Here is a 26511-nt window from a genome sequence, read left to right as displayed (position 1 = left end):
TATTGTATAAACTATGCATTTCTTCAACTCTCCTAAAATCCGGTTACGCGTCGTAGGCTTCGCCGAAGGTGTTTCGTACCTACTTCTGTTATTCATTGGCGTACCCTTAAAACGAATCGGCGGACATCCGGAAGCCGTAGAAATCCTCGGCCCGATTCATGGACTACTCTTCGTCCTGTATATCCTGACCACGATTCAGGCGAAAACGGAATACGGATGGCCATTGGGCAAAACGGCGCTGGCCATGTTGGCGTCGATCATTCCGGGCGGTACGTTCTACGCCGACCACAAAGTCTTTCGGCATTTACCGGACAATACGGAAAAGGTCTGACAAACCATTTAGTTACTCTCGACAAAAAAACTTCCCATAACGTGACGGCGGTCACAGAGAACTAAAACTAGTCTCTGTGACCGCCGTCACGTTATGGGAAGCACCACTATTTCTTATCTATTTCACCGCTTCGGCAGCAGCAGCAGCTTCGATGGCCGCAATAGCCGCTGCGTTTTTCTCTGCGTACTCGTCACGCTGTGTTTCGAAGTACGAGAAGATTTCGTTAATTGAGTCGACGTTCTCCGCGATTTTCGAGTGCATATCGCCCAGGTTTTTCTCCAGAGTCGAATCGTTCAACCCATTCATGTTATCAACTTCAATCTGACCGATTTTAGTAATGAGTGCCGTCTGGCTATTTTGAAGATCTTCCAGTTCACGAACAACTTTGTTCATTAACTCAAACTTCTGTGCCTTATCCATGATGGTAGTATTATCTGTTTGTGTTTTGTGTCGAGTACTGGACAATAAACGCACTGACGGACAAATGGTTTGATTTTTTTGATGGCATCGATCATCCTATCACGAATCCGACGACTAGTTTTCTACTGCTGAGACCAAGTACACCATCGATTCAATTACCTGTCTATCAAATAATTACCAAGTTGTCTGATTCGCCTAATAACCGTTACCTTTAGCATGTCTAAATCAGTCAACTAATCCGTATGTCGGCCAGGCCCACCTTACCCTTTACCCTTGTGTTCGTTGGTAGTACAGTCCTCGAAATGATTGGCGATTCGCTGGCGATCCGATTTCTGCATTACGGCTGCAAACCGCTCATCATGGCGCTGCTTATGCTGTATGTCCGTCAATGCATCCAGTCGGCGGGTTGGTCGGACTACGCACGCTGGCTACTGATCGGGATGGTCTTTGCCCTCCTCGGCGATGTGTTGCTGATGATTCAGGAGATCGATCTGTTTGCGTTGGGGCTGGCGTCTTTTCTGGTGATGCAACTGTGCTATTGCCGCGCGTTCTGGCTGTCGATGCGCCGGAACCGTTTCAGCGTTCGTTTGACGGGGCTGGTTGTTCTCGGCTTTGTGGTGTATGGTGCTCTCTTTTTGGTACTGCTCCGACCGGAGTTCGTCAAAAATTCAGCGCTAACGGTTCTCTGGTGGCCCGTTGTTCTCTACACGTTTTGTCTGAGCCTGATGGGGTTACTCGCCACCCAACGTCAGCAGTTATCCGGATACGCCTGGGTCGTTGCGGGTGCCCTACTGTTCATTCTTTCCGACTCGGCGATTGCCATCGATAAATTCCTTCAGCCAATTCCCGGTTCAGCCTGGGTGATTATGAGCACATATGCAGCCGCTCAGTATCTGATTGCGGTTGGCATGATGCAGCAACTGACTTCTGACGCGTCCCTAAAAATAGCAACATAGCACATCAGGGCCCTGGGTCATGTCGCGGTCGTGTATCGTTTATATACGGTTTCTACGCGCATTGACTTCCATCCCGACCGGGTATAAAACCGCTTGCGATTCACGACACGAATCATGTTGCCGTCCTCTATCGTAGCCGATTCAGGTAAGGGAAACCGCTCTGGATAAGCCAGTGGCGTTTCGTCGGGCTGCACATAAATCTGCTTGATCGACTGATCGAATTCAAACTGCCGGGTTGCGCCCTGTCTGTTGTAATTTACCGTTGCCACGGAGTCATACGCTGTCGGCTCTTTTCGCGTGGATGAGTTGTATACGTACTGCTCCGGCCATTGCTGGTAAAACAGATAACTGCGTTTTGCCAGGTGTTTATTCGGGCCGTATATGTCTATTCGCAGATCGGTCGTGGCCAAATCCCTGATCTCGGCTAGTAAATCAGCTGACGGCTTACCATCAAAATTCAGGTCGACCACTTCCTCTGCGATTGACGAGACGGGTCTGTATTTGCCATGAAACCGCTGGTTAAGCGTAGGCACATCTTCATTAGGAGCCATTGACTCCCGGCATCCCGACAGAGCGAGAAAGACCGAAAAACTGAAAAGAAGTGTAATTTTCATATAGCCTAGCATGTTGAAAAGGAGTTTATACGTATAAACATTATCGACAAACCAACCCCTATTCAGTAACCACGTTCTGGCTATTTCCTACTCAATAAATGTCAAGATTTTGGTTTCAGGCATTCATACCCGGCGTTATTCAGTGGTCTATCACGTTCCATTTTCAACGAAAACTCCGCAAGAATCGGGTTTGTTACCTACGGGTTTGCGCCGACTTTTGTAGCACCCAACCAACAATCGACATGAACGCCAATAGCCCTACTACCTATCAGCAGATTGCCCGCGCCATCGACTACCTGACCGCAAATTTTCGGCAGCAACCTTCGTTGAACGAACTGGCCGAAACGGTGAATATGAGCGAGTTTCATTTTCAGCGACTTTTTACGGAATGGGCAGGTGTGAGCCCCAAGAAATTCAGTCAATACTTGACGCTCGAACACGCAAAAACCCGACTGCGCACGGGTGCACCCCTTGCCGACACAGCTTATGAGGCTGGTCTTTCGGGCACGGGTCGCCTGCATGATTTGTTTGTTACCGTCGAAGGGGTCACACCGGGGCAGTTCAAGCAGGCGGGTTCGGGACTATTGCTGTCGTATGGCGTATTCGATAGTCCGTTTGGCAATTATGTGCTGGGGGCTATCAACGGCAAAATCGCGGTGCTCCACTTCCTAAATGACGATGACCGACCGGAAGCTATTTTGACAAGGGCATGGCCGGAAGCAACGTTACAGCAGGATACCGAAGCCGTTCGGCCACTGACGAGACAGATTTTCCCCTTGACTGATGCGACAACTACCAGCGAACGTGACATTACCTCCGACAAACCGCTGCCTATTCTGCTGCGTGGCTCGGCCTTTCAGCTGAAAGTGTGGGAAGCTTTGCTGAAAATTCCCGAAGGTCGGTTAGCGAGTTACGACCAAGTTGCCGAAGCGATCGGCCAGCCGACAGCGTCGCGCGCCGTTGGTACAGCGATTGGCTCGAATCCAATCGGTTACCTGATTCCCTGTCATCGGGTTATCAAAAAAACGGGGTTGTTTGGCGGCTACCGATGGGGTACCAACCGTAAACAAGCCATGCTTGGCTGGGAAGCGGCACGGGTCAGCGGTTAATGAGCTTCTTCATTATCGATATGCTACGCTCCAACTCATCTTCTGTACTCGACGCAAATCCCAGTCGCGTACTGTTTAGTCGCTGACCGGGTGGGTTGTGCAGCAAACCGTTCGAGAACGATAAGCCTTCCTGTACAGCCTGGTTAGCCAGAACACCCAGATCAATAGCCGGATCAAAACGAGCCCAGACCGCCATGCCGCCATCCGGTTTGTCATAGTGTATCGCGTCACGTAGTTCAGTCGTCAGCAGTTCACAAATTCGATCCCGGCGGGCGTGATAGGTGCGCAATGACTTGCGGAAATGACGCTTCAACTCGCCATTCTTAAACAGCTGGCCAATCGCAAATTCAAGCATGGGGTCCCCCTGCCGATCAATGATCCGCCGGAGCCGGGCCAGTTCGTCAATCAGGGCAGTTGGTGCCACCACGTAGCCAATCCGGAAGGCGGGAGCAACCGATTTGGTGAGCGAACCGACGTAAACGACCATACCCTGCTGATCGGCGCTAGCCAGCGGTAAAATTGGCCGACTCAGGTAGTGAAAGTCGTAATCATAATCATCTTCCAGAATGACGAACCCATAACGTTCAGCCAGTTGCAACAGCTTCGTCCGCCGGTCGGCCCGCAAGGTGACGGTCGTTGGGTAGTGGTGGTGCGGGGTTACGGAAACCAGCCGGACGGGGCCGTTGTGTTCACAAAGAAGCGCCAGCGCATCGACATCTAGACCGTGCGCATCAACGGGTACGGTTCGTGTCGTAGCGCCGGTTTTTTGGAAATTCATCGTGGCCCCAGCCCAGGTCGTTTTCCCCGTTACGACCACATCACCCGACCGAAGCAAAACCTGACTCGTCAGGTGCAGTCCCATGATGCTCCCGCGCGTAATGAGGATGTTATCCGGATTTGTCCGCAGCCCTCGGGTTTCGTTCAGATGCACCGAAAGCTGTTCCCGTAACAGCAGATGTCCTTTGGTATCGCCATAGCCGAAGTGGGTCTGCGGATTTCCCCAGCGAAAATACGAGCGGTAAGCCCGACTAAGTTCGTCCATCGGTGCCAGCCGGATATCGGGGAAACCATCATCCAGATGCAGCCCGGCCGATTGCGTGAGGGCAGGTCGAATCAGGTAAGGAAGCGATTCGAAGGAGTAGCCGGGTTGCGTGCCCGCCAGTCCAGTTCCCGATTCAGTAGCCTCAGTACTCGCTAGCGGTTGTGGTTTGATTTCGGGAAAATGAGCCGCTACGTAGGTTCCGCTCCCCGCCCGACTCGCGAGCCAGCCCTGCGCCATCCCCTCGTCATAGGCGGCTACAATTGTTTGCCGGTTCAGTTTAAGCAGATCAGCCAGTTGACGCGTTCCCGGCAGTCGTTGCCCAGCCACGAGCGTTCCGGCGCGGATGAGTTGACCAAGCTGTTCACTGATCTGAAGGAAAACAGGCGTCGATGAGGACTTATCTACTTGAAGAAGTGATTTGAACGGTGTCATAACTGGACTAGCGGGATTCTAGAAACCGGACGATTTACCTAGTCCGGCAAAGAACGACATTTGTTCAGTAAAAGTAGCGCGGCCGGGCGGCCGCTGCCGTGGAAACCCGCGATCGTAATCATAACTGCGGGTTTCCACCCACGCGACTCCATCACTTATCATTTTATCGATGCAAACACCCCGCACAACCCCCAGCCGTTCCGCTAAACGCGTTCATTACGACGCCGACATTATTCATCCGATTCTAGACGAAGCCCTGTTCTGTACCGTCAGTTACGCTGTCGATGGTCAGCCAATGGCTATTCCTACCGCGTTTGCCCGAAGTGGCAACAGGCTCTATATCCACGGGTCTGTTGGCAGTCATTTCATTCGCGAAATCGAAAAAGGTGGCCCCGTCTGCATTTCGATTATGCTGGCCGATGGACTGGTGCTGGCTAAATCAGCGTTTAACCATTCGGTCAATTACCGCTCGGTAATCATCTTCGCTACCGCCGAGAAAGTAACGGACGAAGATGAACGAATGGAAGCACTGGCGCTGATCACGGACCATTTGATTCCCGGTCGTTGGGCCGATCTCCGTCCGACGACGGACAGCGAAATGCGAAAAACAACGGTACTGGCTTTTTCACTGGCCGAAGCGTCGGCTAAAGTCCGGACGGGTGGACCCGGAGATGATCCTGACGACGTGGATTTACCAACGTGGGCGGGCGTAATTCCGTTGAAAACAATGCGGCTAGAACCCGTTACGGCCGATTACAGTCAGGGAATAGCCTTACCCGATTATATACAGCAACCGAACTAAACACCATGATTCCTATCAACGAATTACTGCTGTTTGCGTTGGCGGCTCTGGGCCTGGTACTCAGCCCCGGCCCCAACATGATCTACCTGATCTCCCGCTCAATCACCCAGGGGCGACGCGCCGGGCTCATATCGCTCACGGGGGTGCTGGCTGGTTTTCTGGTCCATAGTTGCCTAGTCTCGTTCGGGCTAACGGCTTTGTTTCTGGCCATCCCGGTAGCTTACGAAGTACTGCGCTGGCTCGGCGTCGGTTACCTGCTTTATCTGGCCTGGGATGCAATCAGGCCCGGTGGTGTTTCACCGTTTCAAACGAGAAACCTGGCTCATGATTCCGACTGGAAACTAGTTCGCGTGGGTTTCCTGACGAACGTACTGAACCCGAAAGTAGCCGTATTCTATTTGTCGTTCTTTCCGCAATTTACCCATCCCAAATACGGCTCGCTACTGACCCAGAACCTGCAACTGGGGCTGACTCAGTTGGCCATCAGCGGTTTGGTCAACATGATTATTATTCTGTCCGCAGCCCGAATGGCACGCTGGTTCCAGGCGCGCCCACTTTATAGCCGGGTACAGAAATGGGTCATGGCCAGTATCCTGACCGGCCTTGCCGTGCGTATGGCAGTCGATAAAGGGAACTGAACCAGTTTGCCATTTACCCAAACTTTATACCGTCATGTACATACCCAAATCATTTCAGGAAACGGACCAAACGACCTTGCTACAATTCGTCCGCGACCATTCCTTCGCGTTGTTGATTACCACGGGCGACGATGGCATTCCGGTAGCAACGCATCTTCCCATTGAACTTCAACCAACAACCGACGGTAACTTTCAACTGGTTGGTCATCTGGCAAAGGCCAATGCCCAGTGGACATTACTTGGCCGCGACATACCGGCACTGGCCGTCTTTTCGGGGCCACACAGTTACATTTCCTCGTCGTGGTATGATCACGTTAACGTACCAACCTGGAACTACCTCTCAGTGCAGATAACCGGCCGGACAACCTTGCTATCCGATGATGAGACGCTGGAACTTCTTCGCCAGCAAGTTGATAAATACGAAGCCCGGTCGAAATGCCCCGTGTCGATCGAAAGCATGACGGAGCGCTATGTACGACAGCAGATGCGCGGCCTTGTCGCCTTTAGTATGGCCATTGAGACGATAGAAGGAGCCGCCAAACTGAGCCAGAACCGTGACGATAAAAACTATCAGGCTATTATTGCAGAACTGAATCAGCAGGACGATACAAATGCTCAGGCGGTCGCCAGCGAAATGGCCCACCGCCGACCAACGATCAATCCATAAACTCCGCTCATTATGGCGAAACAACACACCTATTCCGTAACGACCAAGTGGACAGGCAATACTGGCCAAGGAACCAGCGCCTACAAGACTTATGAACGGTCGCACGTCATTTCGGCGGCCAATAAACCGGATATTCCCGGCTCGTCAGATCCCTCGTTTCGGGGTGATAAAACGCGCTATAACCCGGAAGAGTTGTTGGTTGCGTCGCTGTCTACCTGCCACATGCTCTGGTATTTACACCTGTGTGCCGAAGCCGGTGTTATCGTTGTCGATTATGTCGATCAGCCAACGGGTATTATGGTGGAGACGCCGGACGGCGGTGGGCATTTCAGTGAAGTTACGCTATCTCCGGAAGTCGTAGTGGCGGATCAATCGATGATCGATAAAGCAAATGAGCTTCATTATCAGGCTCACGCCTTGTGCTTCATTGCCAATTCCTGCAATTTTCCGATTCATCATGACCCTACCTGCCACGCGATAGATGTAATTGCCTAACATATCTACCGGCTCTGGTTAGGGGTCATCGTAGCGTTACATCGCTCTTTTTGGTACCGCCTTACACCGAAAGGTGAGTGGGTTAGTAACGTAGCTGACAGTCTATAAACGCGACACAGCCAGTTACCTTACTTACCCACTCACCTGGTTATTAACCCAGTATCTATTTCGCTTCGTGATAAACCAGCACGGGTACGGCTGATTTTTCGACCAGACGGGCCGTGTGGTTTGGATGAAGAAGCTTATCCAAAAAGCCCGACTGCGGATACAGCTGCATCACAATCAGGTCAGCATGAGCGTTGTCAAGCTGATCATCGGTCAAAACCGAAAGTTGGGCGTCGAACGCGTCGACCAACGAGTCAGTTTGGGCAGATACCAGGCTTTGCGTCGTCTGGGACTGCATCGCGTAGGCAATCGTCTGCACCTGAGCCGGACGAACCGCTTGCCCTTCGGGCGTTTGCGGTACAATCAATACCGGGCAAACCGATTCGTCGGCCACATCGGTTACGGCACTACCCGCCACACGGTCGAAAAATGTGCTTAAGTCACTACGTCCCATCACAATCAGATCAGCCGGTAATTCTTTGGCGAAATCCAGCACCTCGTCGTCAACGGAACCAAGCCGCCAGTTCGACTGCACCGACAGCCCTTCGGCTCGTAGCTCCGCTTCGAGTTCCGCCAGGCGTTGCTGACTAATTTCTTCTACCTCCTGTGAAGCCATCAAGCCCAGTCCAGCATCGCCAACCGTTGGGAAAGTCGAGTCGGGAATCATGGGTTGATAGACATGCAACAGGGTAATGGTAGCCCCGGTTTTGCGTGCGAAAAGGCGTGCCCAATCTAAAGCAGCCGTCGACGATATTGAAAAATCGGTAGGGAAAAGCAGGTTTGTCATACTTGAGTGAACAGTAGTTTGTCTTATCAACAAACGAGAGGACCAACATTCTCAACAATCAGCAAATTTTATCAATTTTTCAGCGTCGGGTGCTTCCGCCCGGGGTGCTTCCGCCCTGGGTCGTTCTACCAGCGTCATCGGATGGTGGAACGATAATTCGTGCGCTACCACTGTTCATCGTTTCGACGGCCAGCAATTGCTTCATGGTTTTTTCCATGCCTTCGGTCGATCCATCGAGGAAAATAACATTCCCATTCCCATTTTCGGCAAAATGCTTGATCGCTTCGGTCCAGATCGAGAACAGGATCAGCGACGCATCCAGCTTAGCCTCCGTCATCACTTTGGCTGATTCAGCCATCCCCTTGGCGACCTCTTCGCGAAACAAAGCAACGCCCTGTCCACGCAACTGAGAGGCTGTCTTTTCGGCTTCGGCAGAAATTTTAATTGCATTTCCTTCGGCCTCTGCCGCTTTCGTTTTGGTAATCAGCAACGCCTGTCCTTCATTTTCGGCGGCTGCTTTCAGATTGGACGAAGCCACAACCTGCGCCATCGACCGCATAATGACCTCATCAAAAGCAATATCATTCAGTTGCAGGTCAGTCAGGTGATATCCCCAGCTTTCAAGTAGTGTATCAAGCTGTGCCTTAACGTGTTCAATGATTTCGGAACGCAGCGCCAGAATCTCCGACTGTCGTTTGGTGGCCACGAAACTACGGATTGAGCCTTCAATCGTCCGGATCAGCGCCTGCATGAACGACGCTTCATCGATGAACTTGAAGGCTACATTTTTGATCGTTTCTTCCTGCTGGTTGAGCACCGAATAAACGAGCATAGCCTTGAAATTCACGTTTGCCTGATCGGCAGTGATGGCCTGGAACGCCAGCTCAACCGATCGATTCTGGATCGAAATACGTCGGTAAATCACCTCAATGAACGGAATTTTGAAGTTCAGGCCCGGCCCCAGCACCCGCGAATATTTCCCAAAAATCGTTACCACAGCCACCGTACCCTGTTGCACGATGACAATGGACAGGTAGATAATGATGATCGCCAAGACGACTAAAATGCCTAAAAAGCTCATACGATGACTAGGTTATAAACAAAAAACGGATTCTGTGTAAGGTACAGAATCCGTTGATATGCATGTGACTTTTTTATCAGACCGGCGATTATCAGTGCTTAATTACCAGTGGCTAACTCGTACCTAACGACACTCCGTTGCCGGAAATAGACGACCATCGCCAGCAGGAATCCGGAGAAGGCGAGCAGGGCACCAATCAGCTCAGGCGACGTGTAGCCCAGTCCGGCGGCAATCGGCAAACCGCCGAGGTATGCCCCCAGCGCATTACCAATATTAAAACCAGCCTGGCTAACCGACGAAGCCAGCATTTCGGAACCGTTGGCCGCCCGGATCATCAGAATCTGAATCGGTGCGCCTAGCGAGAAGGCAATCGCGCCCGTAACAAAGGTCATTACCAGCATTGGCACTTTGAAAGGCGCAACCGCGTAAATGATCAGCAGACAAAGCACCATCAGTAAGAGAAAGAAAGCGGTAGCTTTAATGGGCGCAATGAAATCAGCCATGCGTCCGGCCAGCAGATTGCCAACGGCCATGCCTAAGCCAGCCAAGACCAAAATCCACGTAAGCTGACCACTGGTGAACTGAGCGACTTCGGTTAATAACGGTGCGATATAACTGAACCACGCAAACAGCCCACCCGTACCGATTGCGGTGATACCCAAAATCAGCCACGGCTCGGCCCGCGTGAACAGTTTGAGATCTTTCCGAAGGTTCGACTCCCCCACCACCGGCATGACTGGCAGTAGTTTTTGAATGCAGAACATAGTCACCAGACCTACAGCCGCAATGATCACGAACGTAATCCGCCAACTCATCGTATGTCCGATGTATGTACCCAGCGGTACACCAATGATGTTGGCAACGGTCAGCCCGGCAAACATCATCGAGATCGCCTGCGCTTCTTTGCCTTTACCCGCCAATCGACTCGCCACTACCGCACCAACGCCAAAGAAAGCGCCATGTGGCAGTCCCGATAGTAACCGGGTAAGCATCATGATTTCATAATTAGGCGCGAAGGACGAAAGCACATTACAGAATGTGAACAGGGCCATCAGGCCCAGCAGAATCTTTTTCGGGGGATAATTTCCGGCAATACCAACCAGTAGTGGAGCGCCCAGTACAACACCAAGTGCGTAAGCCGCGATCAGGTGACCGGCAGCGGGAATCGAGATGTGTAGCGAGGTAGCAATGTCAGGCAGGATGCCCATCATGACGAATTCGGTCATTCCAATGCCGAAGCCTCCAATGGCAAGGGGTAATAAATTCTTTTTCATTTGCAGCGACTAGTTTCTGGCAGCGTATGGATTCTCCCAATCGAAAAATCCAGAATACTCCTTCTTACACGAAGGCTATCTTATCTGGCAAATAAAAAAAGTACAAAAACGTTCCCACTTCTATAAATCTTCTAATTTATTAATCAGTAGGTACAATTGTCGACAAGGGGCAACGAAAGAAGTCGCTTCGAAAGGTCATTTCTGAGCGTAACCTATGCTATACGATCGCTCTGACTACTTTGACAGGTCACGTAGGCTGTATCAAAAAAAATCCTGATCGTTCTTTAAGTCTGATCAGGATGCTTCAAATAAGTTTTACAGCTTTTTCTGACGCAAAGAATCTCTTCGAATTGTTCAATTTACTACCTCGCTGTGATATCCGTTTTCCCGGTACATCCCGCCCGTTTTGGTGAAGAACGAGTTGACTATTTCTCCTTTCTCGTTTTTCACAAACGATACCTTCACATCGACTACCTTGAGGTAAAATTTTGTTTGGGACTCGGCGAATAAGTCAAACCAGAATTGGCCCTTAGCCGGACCATACAGTTTATCACCCTCCCTCGTAATCACAATGGCAAACGTAGGGTCGTGAAAGGCGGCTTTTCCGTATCAGCGGTATTTCCCATTCAGGAGGCAGGGAAATTAGCCGGACGGTTTTTGTTGCGAATAACTGGCGCCCATAAAAAAGCCTCCCTCCGATACAACGTATTCAGAGAGAGGCTTTACTGGTAGGTAAAGGGCTTAGTGAGCCAGCAACCAGTTCGCACCAACACCGATGCCGGTTTCCATCTTCACACCCATCGGGATAGCGTTCTTCATAATGTCATCGACACGTTCACGAAGCAGTTCGATTTCGTCGCGGTGCGCATCGAAGACAAGTTCATCATGAACCGTCAGGATCATTTTCGACTTTAACCGTTCGGCCTGCATAAATTCGTGGATACGGATCATGGCAATCTTGAGCATATCGGCGGCACTCCCCTGAATTGGCGCGTTGACGGCGTTGCGTTCGGCAAACATCCGATCCGTCTGGTTACGGGAGTTTATGTCGCGCAGATACCGACGCCGACCCAGAATCGTTTCGGCGTAGCCAAAGCCCTTCGCCTTTTCGATACACAAATCGATGTAATCTTTCACCGCCGGAAATCCCGCGAAATACTCTTCGATGATCTGGCCCGCTTCTTTACGGGGAATTTTCAATCGCTGTGCAAGGCCGAACGACGAGATGCCGTAGATAATACCAAAGTTAATGGTCTTGGCTTTCCGACGCATCTCCCCCGTCACCTCGTTAATCGACACGTGGAAAACTTTGCTGGCCGTTTGCGTGTGAATATCTACGCCGTTATTGAACGCATCGAGCATGGTCTGATCGCCACTGAAAGCCGCCATAATCCGCAATTCAATCTGCGAATAATCGGCAGACATGATCAGAAATTCGGGTCCGCGCGGTACGAAGGCCTTTCGAATTTCCTGACCGCGTGGGGTACGGATCGGAATATTCTGCAAGTTTGGATTCGTGGATGATAACCGCCCCGTCGAAGCCACCGCCTGGTTGAATGACGTATGAATCCGCCCCGTTCGCTTGCTGATCAGCAGCGGCAACGCGTCGACGTACGTATTTTTCAGTTTGATCAGTTCGCGGTAGTCCAGAATCTTACGGGCAATCTCATGTTCGGCTTCGAGCTTGGACAATACTTCTTCGCCCGTAGCATACTGACCGGTTTTCGTCTTTTTGGCGTTTTTGTCGAGTTGGAGTTTATCAAACAGGATTTCGCCCAACTGCTTCGGCGACCCGATGTTGAACTCACCACCTGCAATCCCAAAAATCTCCTGCTGCACCTGACGCATATCTACATCCAGTGTCGCCGACAGTTCGGCCAGTGCGTTTGTGTCAATGGTAATGCCTTCTAACTCCAGATCGGTCAGCACCTGTACGAGCGGCATTTCGACCTGATCGAAGAGCTTGTGCAGGTTATCTTTTTCCAACCGGGGCGCAAACGTTTCTTTCAGTTGAAGCGTAATATCAGCGTCTTCACCCGCGTATTCGACCACTTTCTGCACGTCGACATCCCGCATCGTTAGCTGACCTTTGCCTTTCTTCCCGATCAGGGCTTCGATCTCCACCGGGCTATAGTTCAGGTACGTCATCGCCATCATGTCCATGTTGTGACGCATCTCCGGCTCAATGAGGTAATGCGCAATCATGGTGTCGAACAGCTTGCCCTGGACCTCGACGCCGTATTTCTTGAGCATTAGCAGATCGTATTTCAGATTCTGCCCGATCTTACCGATAGTCGGGTTCTCGAACACGGGCTTGAACTGATCGACGACCGCCTGAGCCTCGGTACGGTCTTCGGGTACGGGCACATAAAAGGCTTCTCCCTTCCGATACGAGAATGACATACCCACCAGATCGGCCTCTACGGGATCAATGGCGGTCGTTTCGGAATCGAAGCAAATGCTCTCCTGAAGGCTCAAGTAATGCACCAGACTCGCGCGTAACTCCGGCGTGTCGACCAGGCGGTAATCGTGTTTAACAGATAAAATTGTCTTACGACGTTCGGGCTGATTTTCGTCGATTTCGTAGTCGGGATAAACGTCCAGATAAGCCGGTTGGTCCGACGCTGGCGTAACCGTTTCGCCCCCTTCGATGGTCGTTGAATCAGTCACCGCATCCGGCGTTGCTGCCGATGCCGACGCAACGGGTACTTTGACGCTAGTGCGCTTACTTTTTGGTTTTTCGACGGGGGCCGGTGCCGCCGGAGCAGAACCCGATCCGAAGTCAAACGGTAGATCATCCGCACCAGACGGCTTTAGCGCCCCCATATTCGGGAACGGCAGAAATGCCGGTGTGTCCCCACCCGGTGAATCGAACAGATTCATTTGGGCTGATGGATTGTTCTTAAACGCGTCGGGCAATGGTTTTTCGTCGTAGTTCCCACCCAATAGCCGGGTTTTCATCTGCCGGAACTCCAGTTCATCCAGCAGAGCAGCCAACCGGGGTTTGTCGTATTCAGTATGGCGCAGATGTTCTTCATCGAACGCAACCGGAACATCGAGATGAATGGTTGCCAACTGCTTCGACAGCAAACCCTGTTGCGCAAAATTGACAACATTTTCCTTGAGCTTTCCCTTCAACTGATCGGCGTTGGCAATCAGGTTTTCGACCGAACCAAAATCAGCGATCAGCTTCTGCGCTGTTTTTTCGCCAACCCCCGGAATACCCGGAATGTTATCTACTGAATCGCCCATTAGCCCCAGCATATCCGCGACCTGATCGATACGTTCGATCTGCCAGCGTTCCAGCACTTCCGGAACGCCCAGCTTTTCAGCGGGTTTTCCCATAAAAGCGGGCTTGTAGATGTGGATATGCTCTTCAACCAGTTGCCCGTAATCTTTGTCAGGCGTCATCATGTACACCTCAAAATCGGCCAGTGCGGCTTTTTTCGCGATGGTTCCAATGATGTCATCGGCCTCGTAGCCGTCCAGAATCAGAATTGGAATGTGCATGGCCTCCACAATCTGCTTGATGTAGGGCGTAGCCACGCTGATGTCTTCGGGCTGCGACTGGCGAGTAGCCTTGTACATCGGGAACTGTTCGTGCCTGAACGTCTTCTTCGACGAATCGAAGGCAACACCGATATGCGTCGGTTTTTCCTTCGTCAGTACCTCAATCATGGCGTTCATGAAGCCGAAGATTGCCGATGTGTTGACCCCGCGCGACGAAATCCGGGGTGCTTTGTTAAAGGCAAAATGAGCGCGGTAGATCAGAGCCAGCGCGTCTAACAGAAAGAGTTTTTTTTGTGGTTTGGCCATTCGATACAGGTCACAAGTCAATGTGTCAAAGGTCGACAGTCTTACGGACAATCACGCACGTTCGACTCGACAAATTGAGACTTGGACTAGAGTTTATTCCTATAAACACAACAGTCCAGCCATAGTTTTGATTCCTGTACACCCGGTTCGGAAGCCCCTAAACATGCCAAGAACCGCTCCTGATCAGAAGCGGTTCTTGGTGAAAGTACGACACGAAAGCGCCGTTACTAAGGCACTAACAGTCGGTCGATAATATGCACAACACCATTCGTTGCCGTAATGTCGGGCCCTGTTATGTTGGAAGCCGAAGTACCGTTTCCTCTACCGGTTACGGTTACGCCTGTCGTGCTGACAGCCGCCGTTAGTACCGAACTTGGCAAACTGGTCGATAGACTGGACGCATTGGTGATCAACGGCGTATATAACCGATTATTGGGGATAACATGGTAGGCTAGAATCTGCTGAAGCTGCGCTACTGGTAGCGCATTGACAGCCGCTACCGACGTCAGACTGGGGATCGACGTGGTGAAGGCAGCATCCGTCGGCGCAAACACCGTAATGGGTCCACCCGAGGTAGCGGTTAATGAACTGACCACGCCAGCCCGGGTTACGGCTGCGTTCAGGTAGTTGAACGACGCTGTTGGTAATATGCTTGGGATGCCGGCAATGGTCTGCACGACGTTACCAAACACAGGGGGTAAGAGAACTCGGTCGATCACATGAACAATTCCATTACTAGCGTCTCCGTTGCTCGATACGACCCGTGCACCGTTAACCGAAATACCCGTGGTAGACGTCGCTGATGTAGACGTTCCTTTGGTTATGTATAGTGTTCCTCCAGACAAAGTTTGTACGGGGGAATTGACCGCAGTTGGAATAGCCGACGCATCAAGCCTGCTGGTTAACACATGATATTGCATGACTGCTGTAAGTAAAGAAACGGGAGCTGCCTTTATTGCATTCGTATCAGCGTAACCAAAAGCTCGGAAAGCTGCATCCGTTGGGGCAAATACGGTGTACGTGCCTTGCTGACTGAGCGGGCCACTCAACCCCGATTGCCGTAAAGCCGTTCTGAAAATAGTGAACTGATTGGTTGTACCATTTCCGGTGTTGATCAGGTCATTCACGGTTGATGGCGTTGGTGTATTGTCGTCGTTACTTTTACAAGCCGAGAACGAAAGAGTAACAGCGACAAGCATGGCCGATACAAGGCCCCACGTTCGTCCACCTGATAGGCGTAGATTGAGCGTCATGATTGATTGAGAGTTAGTAAGCAAACAGGTTCTGGTTATTTTGGTCTATTCTGTAAAAGAACGACGGTTTACCTATTTTGTTAGCACACCCGACGGTATATTTATTGTCCGTTCAATCAGTTTAGCGACCACTAGCTGTCGATTCGACCAATTGATAGTGAGAACATTGCTAGTATCAAAGGCCTAAACCATCCGGGTGGAATGCCAGTTATGGAAAATAGATCTCACTACCTCACCCGTCTATGCGCACTGTTCTCTTCTTGGTAAACCTTGTTTTAGCCTTCGGCTGCCAAAGTCGTTCGACGACCGAATCCAGCCAAACCCAGTCCACCAAAGCACCAGTATCACGCGACACGCTTTGCTTTCAGCAGGTGCTGCAACGTGATACAACAACGCTCCGCCTGATCACAGACGGGACAAAGGCAACGGGTTATCTCGACATCAATCCATACGAAAAAGATCGGGCAAGGGGACCGATTCAGGGAACGATCAGCGGTAACGAGATTCGGGCAAACTGGGACCGTTCGGGTGAAGGCGTCACGCAACGTTACGCGCTTGACCTGACGCTCAAAGCCGATGCCATTACCTGGCACGAAGGCGAACGCGTCGAAAAAGAAGGTGTATGGGTCCTCAAACAGCCCGGCACTGGCTATGCGTATGTCCTCAATAAAATGACTTGCCCCTGAGTTTACGCCACTTTGCACGTCACCCCTTCGATGGACTCCAACGCCCGCAGAAAGGTATTAGCCGGCGATACCTTCAGCGTTCGGGACTGCAAACTAATTTCAATACGGGCAGCCGGATCGACCACGTTCAGGGACAGGGTGCAGGTTCCGGGATGGGCATTGACGAGTTCGTTGATCCGGGCTACCAGTTGAGCGTTCAGGGAGTCGATCGTCAGTGACACGCGAAGTTCCTTGCAGAATTTTTCCCGCATATCGTTCAGCAGCCGAATGCTCGTCGGTTTGAATTCCAGTTGCTCGGAACCCCATTTGTTTTGGGTTTTGCCCGTAATGTGCAGGAACCGACCCACTTCGATGTATTGAACCAGCCGGACGTAATCGTCGCCGAATAGGGCCATTTCAAGCGATGAGTTGTAATCCTCAACTTTGAAAATACAGAACGGATTGCCGCTTTTGGTGACGCGCATTTGTACGGCGGAAACAATACAGCCGACTTTAATTTCGGGCTGTTTCGTCTCGAAAATAGTGGCCAGCGTTGTGTTACAGAAGCCATCCATTTCGAGCTTGAACTCATCCAGTGGGTGACCGGTGATGTAAAAGCCAACGACGTCCTTCTCGAACTTCAGTTTTTCGATCTGGTTCCACTCCGTTACAAGAGGAGCTTTAGGCCGGTTGAGCATGGGCTCCCCGCCCATCATGGCCCCGAACAGCGACTGTTGAGCCGCAGCTTTTTCGGCGTGGTAGTTGTTGGCGTACCGGATAATCTTGTCCAGAAACGGCGACGTATCGCCCTCTGCCAACTCAAAATATTGCGCCCGGTGGTACTCGTCGATGCTGTCGAACGCACCGGCATAAGCCAGCGATTCCCACGTTTTCTTGTTCACCGTTCGCAGGTTGACCCGGATGGCAAAATCGAAGATGTCTTTGAACGGGCCACCCGCTTTGCGTTCCTCGATAATGGCTTCCACGGCGGCATCACCCGCTCCTTTGATACCGCCTAACCCAAAGCGGATCTCCCCATTTTTGTTAACGCCAAAAAAGCGTTCGGATTCATTGACGTCCGGGCCAAGAACCGGAATGTTTATGTTTTTACATTCTTCCATGAAGAACGTAATCTTGTCGATGGTGCCCAGGCAGCTCGTCAAAACGGCCGCCATGTATTCCGGGCGGTAGTGCGCTTTGAGGTAGGCCGTCTGGTAAGCGACGAACGCGTAACAGGTCGAGTGCGATTTGTTGAAGGCGTACGACGCAAACGCTTCCCAGTCGGTCCAGACTTTCTCGCAGACTTTGAGGGGTAGTTTATTGGCCGCGCAGCCATCCATAAACTTACCTTTCATTTTGTCCAGCGTGGCCCGGTCTTTCTTCCCCATTGCCTTCCGCAGTACGTCGGCATCCCCTTTGGTGAAGTTACCCAGCTTCTGCGACAGCAGCATCAACTGCTCCTGGTAGACCGTAATGCCGTAGGTATCCGCCAAATACTCTTCCATTTCTGGCATGTCGTATTTAACTTCTTCACGACCGTGTTTCCGATTGATGTAGTTCGGAATGTAGGCAATCGGGCCGGGGCGGTAGAGGGCGTTCATCGCAATGAGATCACCGAAGCGGTCAGGCTTCAGGTCCTTCATGTGCTTCTTCATGCCGTCGGATTCAAACTGGAACACCGCGTTGGTCTCGCCCCGCTGGAACAGTTTGTACGTTTCGTCGTCGTCCAGTGGAATGTCATCAATGCCGGTTTCGACGCCATCGATGAGCAATCCTCCGTGGTTCTGCTTAAGAAGACGCAGGCACTCCTTAATGATGGTGAGGTTGCGCAACCCCAGAAAATCCATTTTAATTACGCCCGCATCCTCGATGACTTTCCCCTCGTATTGGGTAATGATGAGGGTCGTATCTTTTGAGGTCGAGACGGGTACGATGTCCGACAGGTCGCTGGGCGCAATGATAATTCCGGCCGCGTGTAATCCCGTATTTCGAACGGTACCTTCGAGTTTACGAGCCTGCTTAAGCACCGCCGACACTTTTTCGTAATCGACGATCCGCATGGCCGCTGCCGCACTCTTATCGCCCGACTCCAGCGCCCGCATCCGCTTCACATTGTCCAGCTCCTCCGGCTGGATGACGTTCGACAAACCGCCCGGCCCTTCGAGGGGGTCCTCGAAAATGCGCTTGAGCGTCATGTTGTACGTCGGCTTGTCGGGTACGAGTTTCACGACGGCGTTGGCGTCCTGCAAGGGCAAATCCATCACCCGCGCTACGTCCTTGATCGATGATTTTGACGCCATCGTACCGTACGTAACAATCTGGGCAACCTGCGCTTTTCCATATTTCTGCACCACATAGTCGATCACTTTCTGACGACCTTCATCGTCAAAATCAGTATCGATATCGGGCATTGACTTCCGGTCGGGATTCAGGAACCGCTCGAACAGCAGGTCGTATTTGATCGGGTCGATGTTGGTGATACCGGTGCAATACGCCACGGCACTACCCGCTGCCGACCCACGACCGGGCCCGATCATCACGCCCAGATCGCGACCCGCCTTAATGAAGTCGGCCACGATCAGGAAGTACCCGGCAAAACCCATCGTCCTGATCGTGAATAATTCAAAATCAAGGCGTTCCTGAATATGGGGCAGAATATCGACGTAACGTTCCTTGGCACCTTCATACGTCAGGTGACGCAGGTATTCCCACTGGTTCAGTACGTCGTCGGTATGTTGCTGAAACTCCCTGGGAATCGGGAAGTTAGGCAGCATGATATCGCGCTTCAGTTTCAGCGTTTCCACCTTCCCGACAATCTCGTTCGTGTTGTCGATGGCTTCGGGCAGGTCATGAAACAGCGTTGTCATCTCCTGCGTGTTCTTGAAGTAGAACTGGTCAGAGAAGAAGGCGAAGCGGGTATTTTTGGGCATCACATCGTCGTCGCTGAAATCCTTCATCGACGGTGTGCTTTGCTTTTCGTTGGTGTTCACGCACAGCAGAATATCGTGCGCCACCCAGTCGTCCTGGTCGACGTAATGCGAATCGTTGGACGCAATGATCTTGACGTTGTATTTCCGGGCAAACTTGATCAGCACTTCATTGGCTTTAATCTGATCCGGAATATCGTGCCGTTGTAATTCGACGTAATAATCTTCACCGAACCGGTCAAGCCACCACTTGAACTCAATTTCACCCGCTTCTTCGCCTTTTTTCAGGATGGTCTTCGGTACCGATGCGCCAATGCAGCAAGTCGAAGCGATCAGCCCCTCTTTGTATTGGTCAATCAGTTCTTTCGTAACGCGCGGGTACTTGCCATACAAGCCCTCCATGTACCCCAGTGAGCAAAGTTTCGCCAGGTTTTTGTAGCCCTGTGCGTTTTTTGCCAACAGCAACTGATGATACCGAACGTCTTTCTGCTCTTTGGTGAACTGCTTTTTATGGTGATCTTCTACCACGTAAAACTCACACCCCACAATCGGCTTGATACCCTGCTTGCTGGCTTCGGCCACAAACTCGAATACGCCGAACATGTTACCGTGGTCAGTGATCGCAACGGCGGGCATGTTGTCATTTTTAGCCTTCTTAATCAGCTTCTTAATGTCGGCCTGCCCGTCGAGCAACGAGTATTGGGTGTGGCAGTGGAGATGTGAAAATTGCATAGGATCCGCAGATTACTGGGTTAAAAATAGCCACTTTACGCGGGTAACGGGCAACGATGATCGCAGAATTTTAGAAAGAATTTGGTAAAGGGCTGAGTGGCAACCGCGTGTAGTTAACCACATCCTACCACAAAAAAATTCACCTCACCGACAGTCGGTGAGGTGAATTAAGTGAAGCGCCTTTATTTTTCTACGCTGTTAAAATCCAAAACGGGCACCAATCTGAATTTGGAATGGATCACCCGATGGGGTAACGATACCCGTCGCGTTTACGCGGTAGTTAAACTGCTGGGTTGCCTGGCTAAAGGGGGAAATGGCGGCATTACCTCCCGAAGCCGGAACACCCAGCGCATACAGCGCTTGACTGCTCAATGCCATGTTTGTACCCTTGTTGCGGTTTAGCAGGTTCGCCACGTTGAAGGCATCCACCGACAGATCGAGGTACGTCCGCTTTCTGAACAGCTGGAAGCGCTTGTTGGCCCGAAGATCGAAAACACCGTAGAATCGGTTGATGCCCCCGTTGCGTTCGGCAATTTTACCTGAGTAATCGTTGATGTAATTTTTGAGGCTCTGGCTGGCGGTGGGACTATCCAACAGGCTCTGCAAACCAGTCCGTACGTTGGCAGCTGTCTCCGTATTGTTCCGGTCGAAAACAAAGGCCAGATCATTATTCGACACAAAATCACCGTTGTTGTTGGCGCCCGATAGCAGCGAGTACCGCGTACCGCCGATGCCTGAGTACCGGAACCCGATCGAAATGCCATAGAACGAAGGCAGCGTACCGTAGACGACCACTTTGTTCCGGAACTGGTTATCGGAATACGTCATCCGGCTTAGGTCGCGCGGATCGTCTTTTACCAGTTGTACCAGCGTAGCGGTGTTCGCTACGTTACCGTTGTAGGAGGTATTGTCTTTGCTATCGTTCCAGGTATAACTCGCCGAGATTTCGCCATCCCGGAAATACTGGTAGGTTCCGTCAAGCACGAGCGCAAACTGGTTGACTTTACCCTGACTGCCCAGCTCCAGAACGCGGCCCAATCGCTGGCTGACCCGCCCCTGCTGCCAGTCACCCGCGCCATTGGCAGGCATGGTGGCCAGAGGCACATAAACACCCCGGTTGTCTTCGTTGGCTAATCGGAAGAAGGGCTGCGCCACAATGTTCCGGTCCACGTAGGTATAGTTGTGGCGGGCCAGCGATGCGTAGCCCGTCAGACTGACTTTCAGCTTGTCGGTGAGATAGTGGGTGTACGACAGGTTGGCTTTGTACAATACCGGCACCCGCGCATCGGCTCCCGTCATGTTGATGGTCGGCAACTGGAAAGCGGCCAGTGACGGAATGCTGGCGTAATTGGACCGATAGGCGGCAAAATCCGGCGTTGGTACGTTCGGAGACCGTACGTCAACCGTTCCGTAATGCTTTCCGTCGAACGTCAGGTTGTTGATAATGACGTAGTTGTTGATATCAGATGCGAACACACCCGCTCCGAACCGGATGAAATCCTTGTGCGCTTCCCTGACATCCCATGTTAACTGCAAGCGGGGTTGGACCACGAATGATTTAAGTTGATTGTCGGTGCGCAGTCCCAGGTCATCAAACACCACCTGATTGAAGGCCGCTCTTGGATATACACCATAATCGAACCGTAAACCGGCGGTCATGTCCAGACCCCGAGCCAATTTCGTACTCATCTGACCGTATAAACCGGCGTTGAGCGTGTTACCGACAACCGTTGGATCGGCGACGAGAGGCACTTCCCGGAAATACCGGTAGGGTTGCAACCGTTCAAACTTATCCAGCGCCGAAGCCGACCCATCGACCGTGTAATGGAAACGTCCGTTGACCTCACTACCGTAGAGCGACTTCGCATGGGTGTACATCAGGTCGACACCAAACGTGTATTGCGCCTTGTTCGTGTTGTAGTACAGATTATCGACCAGCTGAAGTACGTTATTCGTGAAGCCTTCCTGCGCGAAGCGGTGGCCACCCATCTGAATGTTCGTCGCCCGACTGACCCCGTCGATGGTCGACGCTACGTTCTCGACGATGTTACGGGGAATGTTGGCAGCCGGTAACTGATCGCCGGGGCTACTTTTCTGGTACGTGTATAAATGCTGAACTTTCAGCTCGTTCGTAAACTTAGAATTGAGCGACGTACGCAGCGTTGCCAGCAGGCTGTTATCCACGTTGAAATCGTTCCCGTACGACTCGTAGATGTTGATGGCGGTGTTATCGGCCAGCCCCAGTTTGTTACGGTCGTTGGTGTAGTTATTGCGGATGGTCAGCAGGTTTTTCTCGTTCAGCTGCCAGTCGATGCGGGCGAAGGCAGCGTCAGAACCCCGAACTTTATCGAATGTACCATACTGGGGTGTATTGGCTGTACCGTACTGAGCACGGGCAATGCCCACAAACCGGTCGAGGGTGGTTCTGGTCACCAGAAACCGGCTTTCGTCAGCGGGCGTCTGAACGTCGGCAATGATCAACGGACGCGAATCCTGCTGGTGATCCCAGACGACAAAAAAGTGCAGCTTGTCTTTGATGATCGGCCCACCCAGGGAGAAGCCGTATTGGTTGGTCGAGAACGGAACCTTGCGCTCATTACCCCGAATGTCGTACCGGCTCGATAGCCAGTTAGCGCGTGTGTAATTGAAAAGACTACCGGTTAATTTGTTCGTTCCTGCTTTGGTTACTGCGCTGATGGTGCCCCCACCGCTACGACCGTAAATAACGTCATACTGGTTGGTAACCACTTTAAACTCCCGGACGGCTTCAATAGAAATCGAGTACGGAGCGCCACTGCGACTGGTTGTTGATCCGGCCGACGTTGGGTTCTTGGCCGTTGTCCCGTCGATCGTGAAGTTGGTCGATGAGCCAAGCTGACCGGATAAATTGGTCCCCCGGCTCAGAGGTGACAGATCCGTTAGGGAAGTAAAATTCCGGCCATTGACCGGCAAAGCCGCAATCGACCGCGCCGATATGGTCGTGGCCGCTCCCAGAAATTCGGTCTTGTTTTTCAGACCCGATGCCACTACCTGCACGACTTCGAGCGACTGACCCGTCTCTTCCATGCTGAGATTTACCCGGATAGCATCGCCCTGGTTCAGCATGTAGCCCGTTCTTTGCTGATCGCCGAAACCGACAAACGTAGCGCGGATGGTGTACGGTCCGCCCAGTGGCAATTCTTTGAACAGGTATTCACCCTGCGCGTTGGTTACGGTCCCGGTTGTAAAGCCCGTTGATTCGTTGCGGACCTGAACCGTTGCACCTGGCAGAGACGATTTCTTATCGTCTGAGATGACCCCCGAAATCGATGCCTGCGTTGTTTGCGCCCTTACTTTATGAATTGATAGACACGCAAAAAGAAGCAATAAAATAGTTGAAAGGAGTATATGTTTGTTCATACAGCAGGAGTGAAATTTTTCCCACTGCAAAGAGAGTGATCCTCCTCTGGTTTGATGTTACTAAACCATTATCAGTTTGTGATCTTTGTACGAACAAAACAGGTAGGAACGGCGCGGATAAACGAAAGAATTTAATAGTGAAACCGCTGACCACCGGCCCAATCCATTTAACTACCTCATAAACAATAGTTTGCAAAATTACCGTTTGTTATGATTTTGTCTCCTCGCCTGGTTGATTATTCGTTTCGGGTCAGTAGCCTTCATCGCTAACCAGATAATAGGCACGATTTTCGATTTGCTTATGGTCCGTTTCAATCGTTACGGTCAACCACTCTACATGGCTATAGTCATTGAACGGAGCACTGTGGCTTTCGGTAACCTGACCATTCTGCTCATTAACGTGTTGTGTGATGGCCGCTATGGCTTCTTCTCTAGACGAAAAACTACCCAGCAGATCACCCAGTTCGAGGCCCGTTTCTTCATCGGGGAGTTCGCCGTTGAGGTTAGCAATAGGTGATTCGGGCAGTTTTACGGCCTGAAAGTCTGGGTTTGCATACAGTTCGATGAGCATACTGATTGGCGATTATTATCCGAATAGAACAGGGTATATAGAAGGATGGTACAAGGCCTGCTGTTTCACTAACAACTCAGCAAACGAAGGAGTGTTGTTAAAATCGAGTCATGCACCAAAAATTCGGGCGTTCACGAACTTAACCAATCAATCGCTTGAGGGCAAATTTGCTTAGTTTCTCCAGTTTACCATCAATCGATTGGGCAGCCATCTCACCAAATGAAGCACCTTGTTTATAACCGTGACCGGAATCGCCACCCATCACCCAAAGGTTATCGGCTTCAGGATGCGTGTCCAGGATAAAGTCGGTATCGGGTGTACTGGTATATTGGCAAACCCGCTGCTCGATCAGGGGTTGACCGACCATTTTAGGAAATCGCTTAGCCAGTACGTTCAGCGCCAGTTCCAGCTCTTCGGGTTTGGCATAGCGGTGATAGGTATCGAAGCGATCGGTCACGTTATTATCCGGCGGTGTCAACCCAACTTTGAAGCCCCGAAAGTCGCTTCCCGGTACCCCAAACGAGCGAAATGGCCCATCCATGTCACGATCCATCCAGGTAGGTAGTTTATTTTCCACAAGGTCGGCTTGGCCCGATGGAGAAGCAAAAAAGAAACAGAGCGCACGAGTCACTTTTAGCTTTTTCGTGAGTTCAGGAAACAGCCGTACCAGCCACGGACCGCACGCAAACACAAACTGATCGGCTTCCAGTACACTGCCATCGGTAAGGGATACGGACGTTGCTTTGCCACCTTTCATGGACGCCTGTTTCACCTGTTTTTGCAAAACGGTCCCTCCTTCTTTGACGAACAAATTGCACACAGCCTGACATCCTTTACGCGCGTCCAAATACCCAGCGGTCGGATCGTACATGACATGGTCAAGACCATCCGTACCGATTTGCGGCCATCGCTTGACCGCATCGGCCAGACTCACCTTTTCGAGTGGTAGACCAGCTTTCTTGTAGATAGCCACCGCCGAATCGGATTCCGCTTTGCTGGATGGGTAATTGAACAACAGCAAGCCATTCTGATGCAATAGTTTCTGACCCATGCGGGGTTCGTTCTCTTTCCAGAGGTTCATGGCGCGCATCGCCATATCGACGTAGATCGGGTCCTTATAATAGGCACGAATCAGCCGGGTCTCTCCACCCGAACTCGCCTGACTGTTGCCCGCACCAAACTGGTCAATGAGCGTCACGGTATAGCCTTGTCGAAGCAAATGGAGTGCAGTCCAGCCACCAAATGCACCAGCACCGACCACAATGACGTTCCCGTTTTTTACCGGTGCTTTAATGAAGGCGGGCATGTGGGCCATTGCCGACGGAGGTAATGCGGTTCCCAGTGCGCTTACCGCAGCCCCCTGTAGGCTATATTTTAACAGTTCCCGGCGATTGATACTCTTTTTCTTACCTGAAGTGATGGGGTCAATTTCCATGAACGATGAAAGAGAAATGAGTTATAGTGGTGTATTCTACATTGATCGACCAGCTCTATTTAACAGGCGACCTAAGTATAACTGTGATAAATTACGTACACACACGCCATACGATTCTGTCCTGACAATACCCTGTCCTTTGCGTTTAGCTCGGCGGTTCTTCACCCGGCACAAGGCGAACGTTTCCGTTGTAGCGGAGAACCCGATCAACGTAGAAAAATAACAAATTAGCTGCTTATGTAAAATATAATTTTTTAAAATCACCAATAGTTAATTTTTATTCCTGGTTATTTCCCAACAAGCCAATCAGCCAACAGGCAATCATGCATCATTGGAACATACAGGAATCTGGCCTTTTTTCGGCCGCCTATACTTGACAAACCCGACCCGGCGTTTGATAGACAGCTTACCAATCTAACTCATAGCTCAACTCACTCATGGCTACTCGAAATACATTTCGATCGCTCCGTACTTTATTTATTGCCGTCACTCTCCTGACCTTTTTTACAACTGCCTGCAAAAAGTCAGGCTCCGGCGGCTCCGATGTCGATCCACGCGACCAGTACGTTGGTACGTATGAAGGGGGCGATAAGGGTTATCAGAGTATCATCACGATTAGTACAATTCCGTTCACTGAATACGGTGCTGCGACCATTGTGGTCACCAAGGGCGCCAATCCAAAGGAAATCTACATCGAAGCGGCTCGTCAGTCCTTCAAAGTGACCGCTGAGTTGAACGGTACTAACTTTACGGTGATCGACAAGTCTACCAATCAGATCTTTATTCCATTCGGTAACACCACCTATACCGGCAGCTACAAGGCAACGGGCGTATTTGATGTCGATCAGGCAACAGGGAAAAAGGCGATTGCTATTAATGCCACAACGGAAACGCTGGAGCAAGGAACCGCCGTTCGAAAAGCAGAAACGTATACGGGGTTGCGAAATTAAGTATCTTCGT

22 protein-coding genes are annotated in these 26511 nt (G+C 51.3%); 9 read left to right on the top strand and 13 right to left on the bottom strand.

Features of this window, described 5'->3' with window-relative positions:
- Nucleotides 1-13: 13 nt before the first annotated feature.
- Entirely contained in the window at nucleotides 14-331 is a 318-nt protein-coding gene (locus GK091_RS08425) for a DUF3817 domain-containing protein (protein WP_164036274.1), read from the top strand.
- Nucleotides 332-448: 117 nt separating this feature from the next.
- On the opposite strand, the gene GK091_RS08420 is transcribed toward GK091_RS08425, so the two are convergent.
- On the bottom strand, nucleotides 449-751 hold the full coding sequence (locus GK091_RS08420; protein ID WP_164036271.1) for a hypothetical protein: 303 nt from the start codon (nucleotides 749-751) through the stop codon (nucleotides 449-451).
- 242 nt (nucleotides 752-993) lie between these two features.
- Between GK091_RS08420 and GK091_RS08415 the strand changes: the two genes are divergently transcribed.
- Nucleotides 994-1707 carry a lysoplasmalogenase gene (locus GK091_RS08415; protein WP_164036269.1) on the top strand — a complete coding sequence of 238 codons (714 nt, stop codon included), beginning with the start codon at nucleotides 994-996 and terminating at the stop codon, nucleotides 1705-1707.
- Nucleotides 1708-1724: 17 nt separating this feature from the next.
- Here GK091_RS08415 and GK091_RS08410 read toward each other — a convergent pair whose 3' ends face one another.
- The gene (locus GK091_RS08410; protein WP_164036267.1) at nucleotides 1725-2321 is read right to left on the bottom strand and encodes a hypothetical protein; all 597 of its coding nucleotides are present in this window, start codon (nucleotides 2319-2321) and stop codon (nucleotides 1725-1727) included.
- A 242-nt stretch (nucleotides 2322-2563) separates the two neighbouring features.
- Here GK091_RS08410 and GK091_RS08405 point away from each other — a divergent pair, with 242 nt between their 5' ends.
- Nucleotides 2564-3430, top strand: coding sequence for a bifunctional transcriptional activator/DNA repair enzyme AdaA (locus GK091_RS08405; protein ID WP_164036265.1), 867 nt, complete (start codon nucleotides 2564-2566; stop codon nucleotides 3428-3430).
- Here the strand turns inward: GK091_RS08405 and GK091_RS08400 are convergent.
- Nucleotides 3420-4904, bottom strand: a complete 1485-nt coding sequence (locus GK091_RS08400) for an aminotransferase-like domain-containing protein (protein WP_164036263.1) — start codon at nucleotides 4902-4904, stop codon at nucleotides 3420-3422. The two genes, GK091_RS08405 and GK091_RS08400, sit on opposite strands and share 11 nt — an antisense overlap.
- Before the next feature lie 169 nt (nucleotides 4905-5073).
- Between GK091_RS08400 and GK091_RS08395 the strand changes: the two genes are divergently transcribed.
- The 4 genes from GK091_RS08395 to GK091_RS08380 are packed head-to-tail and all read left to right on the top strand — an operon-like array spanning nucleotide 5074 to nucleotide 7506.
- Nucleotides 5074-5706, top strand: coding sequence for a pyridoxamine 5'-phosphate oxidase family protein (locus tag GK091_RS08395; RefSeq protein ID WP_164036261.1), 633 nt, complete (start codon nucleotides 5074-5076; stop codon nucleotides 5704-5706).
- A gap of 5 nt (nucleotides 5707-5711) precedes the next feature.
- The gene (locus tag GK091_RS08390; protein ID WP_164036259.1) at nucleotides 5712-6344 is read left to right on the top strand and encodes a LysE family translocator; all 633 of its coding nucleotides are present in this window, start codon (nucleotides 5712-5714) and stop codon (nucleotides 6342-6344) included.
- Between the two features lie 34 nt (nucleotides 6345-6378).
- On the top strand, nucleotides 6379-7011 hold the full coding sequence (locus GK091_RS08385) for an FMN-binding negative transcriptional regulator (RefSeq protein ID WP_164036257.1): 633 nt from the start codon (nucleotides 6379-6381) through the stop codon (nucleotides 7009-7011).
- A gap of 12 nt (nucleotides 7012-7023) precedes the next feature.
- Nucleotides 7024-7506, top strand: coding sequence for an OsmC family protein (locus GK091_RS08380; protein WP_164036254.1), 483 nt, complete (start codon nucleotides 7024-7026; stop codon nucleotides 7504-7506).
- Nucleotides 7507-7669: 163 nt separating this feature from the next.
- On the opposite strand, the gene GK091_RS08375 is transcribed toward GK091_RS08380, so the two are convergent.
- The 6 genes from GK091_RS08375 to GK091_RS08350 form a co-directional block, all read right to left on the bottom strand.
- Complete coding sequence (locus tag GK091_RS08375; RefSeq protein ID WP_164036252.1) at nucleotides 7670-8398, bottom strand: universal stress protein; 729 nt, start codon at nucleotides 8396-8398, stop codon at nucleotides 7670-7672.
- 79 nt (nucleotides 8399-8477) lie between these two features.
- Nucleotides 8478-9479, bottom strand: a complete 1002-nt coding sequence (locus tag GK091_RS08370; RefSeq protein ID WP_246202173.1) for an SPFH domain-containing protein — start codon at nucleotides 9477-9479, stop codon at nucleotides 8478-8480.
- A gap of 98 nt (nucleotides 9480-9577) precedes the next feature.
- Nucleotides 9578-10753 (bottom strand): MFS transporter, encoded by a 1176-nt coding sequence (locus GK091_RS08365; RefSeq protein ID WP_164036250.1) that lies wholly within the window; start codon nucleotides 10751-10753, stop codon nucleotides 9578-9580.
- A 354-nt stretch (nucleotides 10754-11107) separates the two neighbouring features.
- Nucleotides 11108-11323, bottom strand: a complete 216-nt coding sequence (locus GK091_RS08360) for a hypothetical protein (RefSeq protein WP_212592946.1) — start codon at nucleotides 11321-11323, stop codon at nucleotides 11108-11110.
- Between the two features lie 171 nt (nucleotides 11324-11494).
- Nucleotides 11495-14569, bottom strand: a complete 3075-nt coding sequence (polA, locus tag GK091_RS08355; protein ID WP_164036248.1) for a DNA polymerase I — start codon at nucleotides 14567-14569, stop codon at nucleotides 11495-11497.
- A gap of 227 nt (nucleotides 14570-14796) precedes the next feature.
- Nucleotides 14797-15822 (bottom strand): fasciclin domain-containing protein, encoded by a 1026-nt coding sequence (locus GK091_RS08350; RefSeq protein WP_164036246.1) that lies wholly within the window; start codon nucleotides 15820-15822, stop codon nucleotides 14797-14799.
- A gap of 242 nt (nucleotides 15823-16064) precedes the next feature.
- Between GK091_RS08350 and GK091_RS08345 the strand changes: the two genes are divergently transcribed.
- Nucleotides 16065-16508 carry a hypothetical protein gene (locus tag GK091_RS08345; RefSeq protein ID WP_164036244.1) on the top strand — a complete coding sequence of 148 codons (444 nt, stop codon included), beginning with the start codon at nucleotides 16065-16067 and terminating at the stop codon, nucleotides 16506-16508.
- A 2-nt stretch (nucleotides 16509-16510) separates the two neighbouring features.
- Here GK091_RS08345 and dnaE read toward each other — a convergent pair whose 3' ends face one another.
- The 4 genes from dnaE to GK091_RS08325 all read right to left on the bottom strand — a co-directional run bounded on the left by dnaE (nucleotide 16511) and on the right by GK091_RS08325 (nucleotide 25551).
- On the bottom strand, nucleotides 16511-20146 hold the full coding sequence (dnaE, locus tag GK091_RS08340) for a DNA polymerase III subunit alpha (protein ID WP_164036241.1): 3636 nt from the start codon (nucleotides 20144-20146) through the stop codon (nucleotides 16511-16513).
- A gap of 198 nt (nucleotides 20147-20344) precedes the next feature.
- Nucleotides 20345-23545 (bottom strand): TonB-dependent receptor, encoded by a 3201-nt coding sequence (locus GK091_RS08335; protein WP_164036239.1) that lies wholly within the window; start codon nucleotides 23543-23545, stop codon nucleotides 20345-20347.
- Nucleotides 23546-23795: 250 nt separating this feature from the next.
- The gene (locus GK091_RS08330) at nucleotides 23796-24116 is read right to left on the bottom strand and encodes a hypothetical protein (protein ID WP_164036236.1); all 321 of its coding nucleotides are present in this window, start codon (nucleotides 24114-24116) and stop codon (nucleotides 23796-23798) included.
- Between the two features lie 139 nt (nucleotides 24117-24255).
- Nucleotides 24256-25551 carry an NAD(P)/FAD-dependent oxidoreductase gene (locus GK091_RS08325; protein WP_164036233.1) on the bottom strand — a complete coding sequence of 432 codons (1296 nt, stop codon included), beginning with the start codon at nucleotides 25549-25551 and terminating at the stop codon, nucleotides 24256-24258.
- Nucleotides 25552-25988: 437 nt separating this feature from the next.
- Here GK091_RS08325 and GK091_RS08320 point away from each other — a divergent pair, with 437 nt between their 5' ends.
- Nucleotides 25989-26501 carry a hypothetical protein gene (locus GK091_RS08320; protein WP_164036231.1) on the top strand — a complete coding sequence of 171 codons (513 nt, stop codon included), beginning with the start codon at nucleotides 25989-25991 and terminating at the stop codon, nucleotides 26499-26501.
- The last annotated feature ends 10 nt before the right edge of the window (nucleotides 26502-26511 follow it).

It is taken from the genome of Spirosoma agri (assembly GCF_010747415.1).
Classification (GTDB): domain Bacteria; phylum Bacteroidota; class Bacteroidia; order Cytophagales; family Spirosomataceae; genus Spirosoma; species Spirosoma agri.
This window is presented reverse-complemented; position numbering and strand designations above follow the sequence as displayed.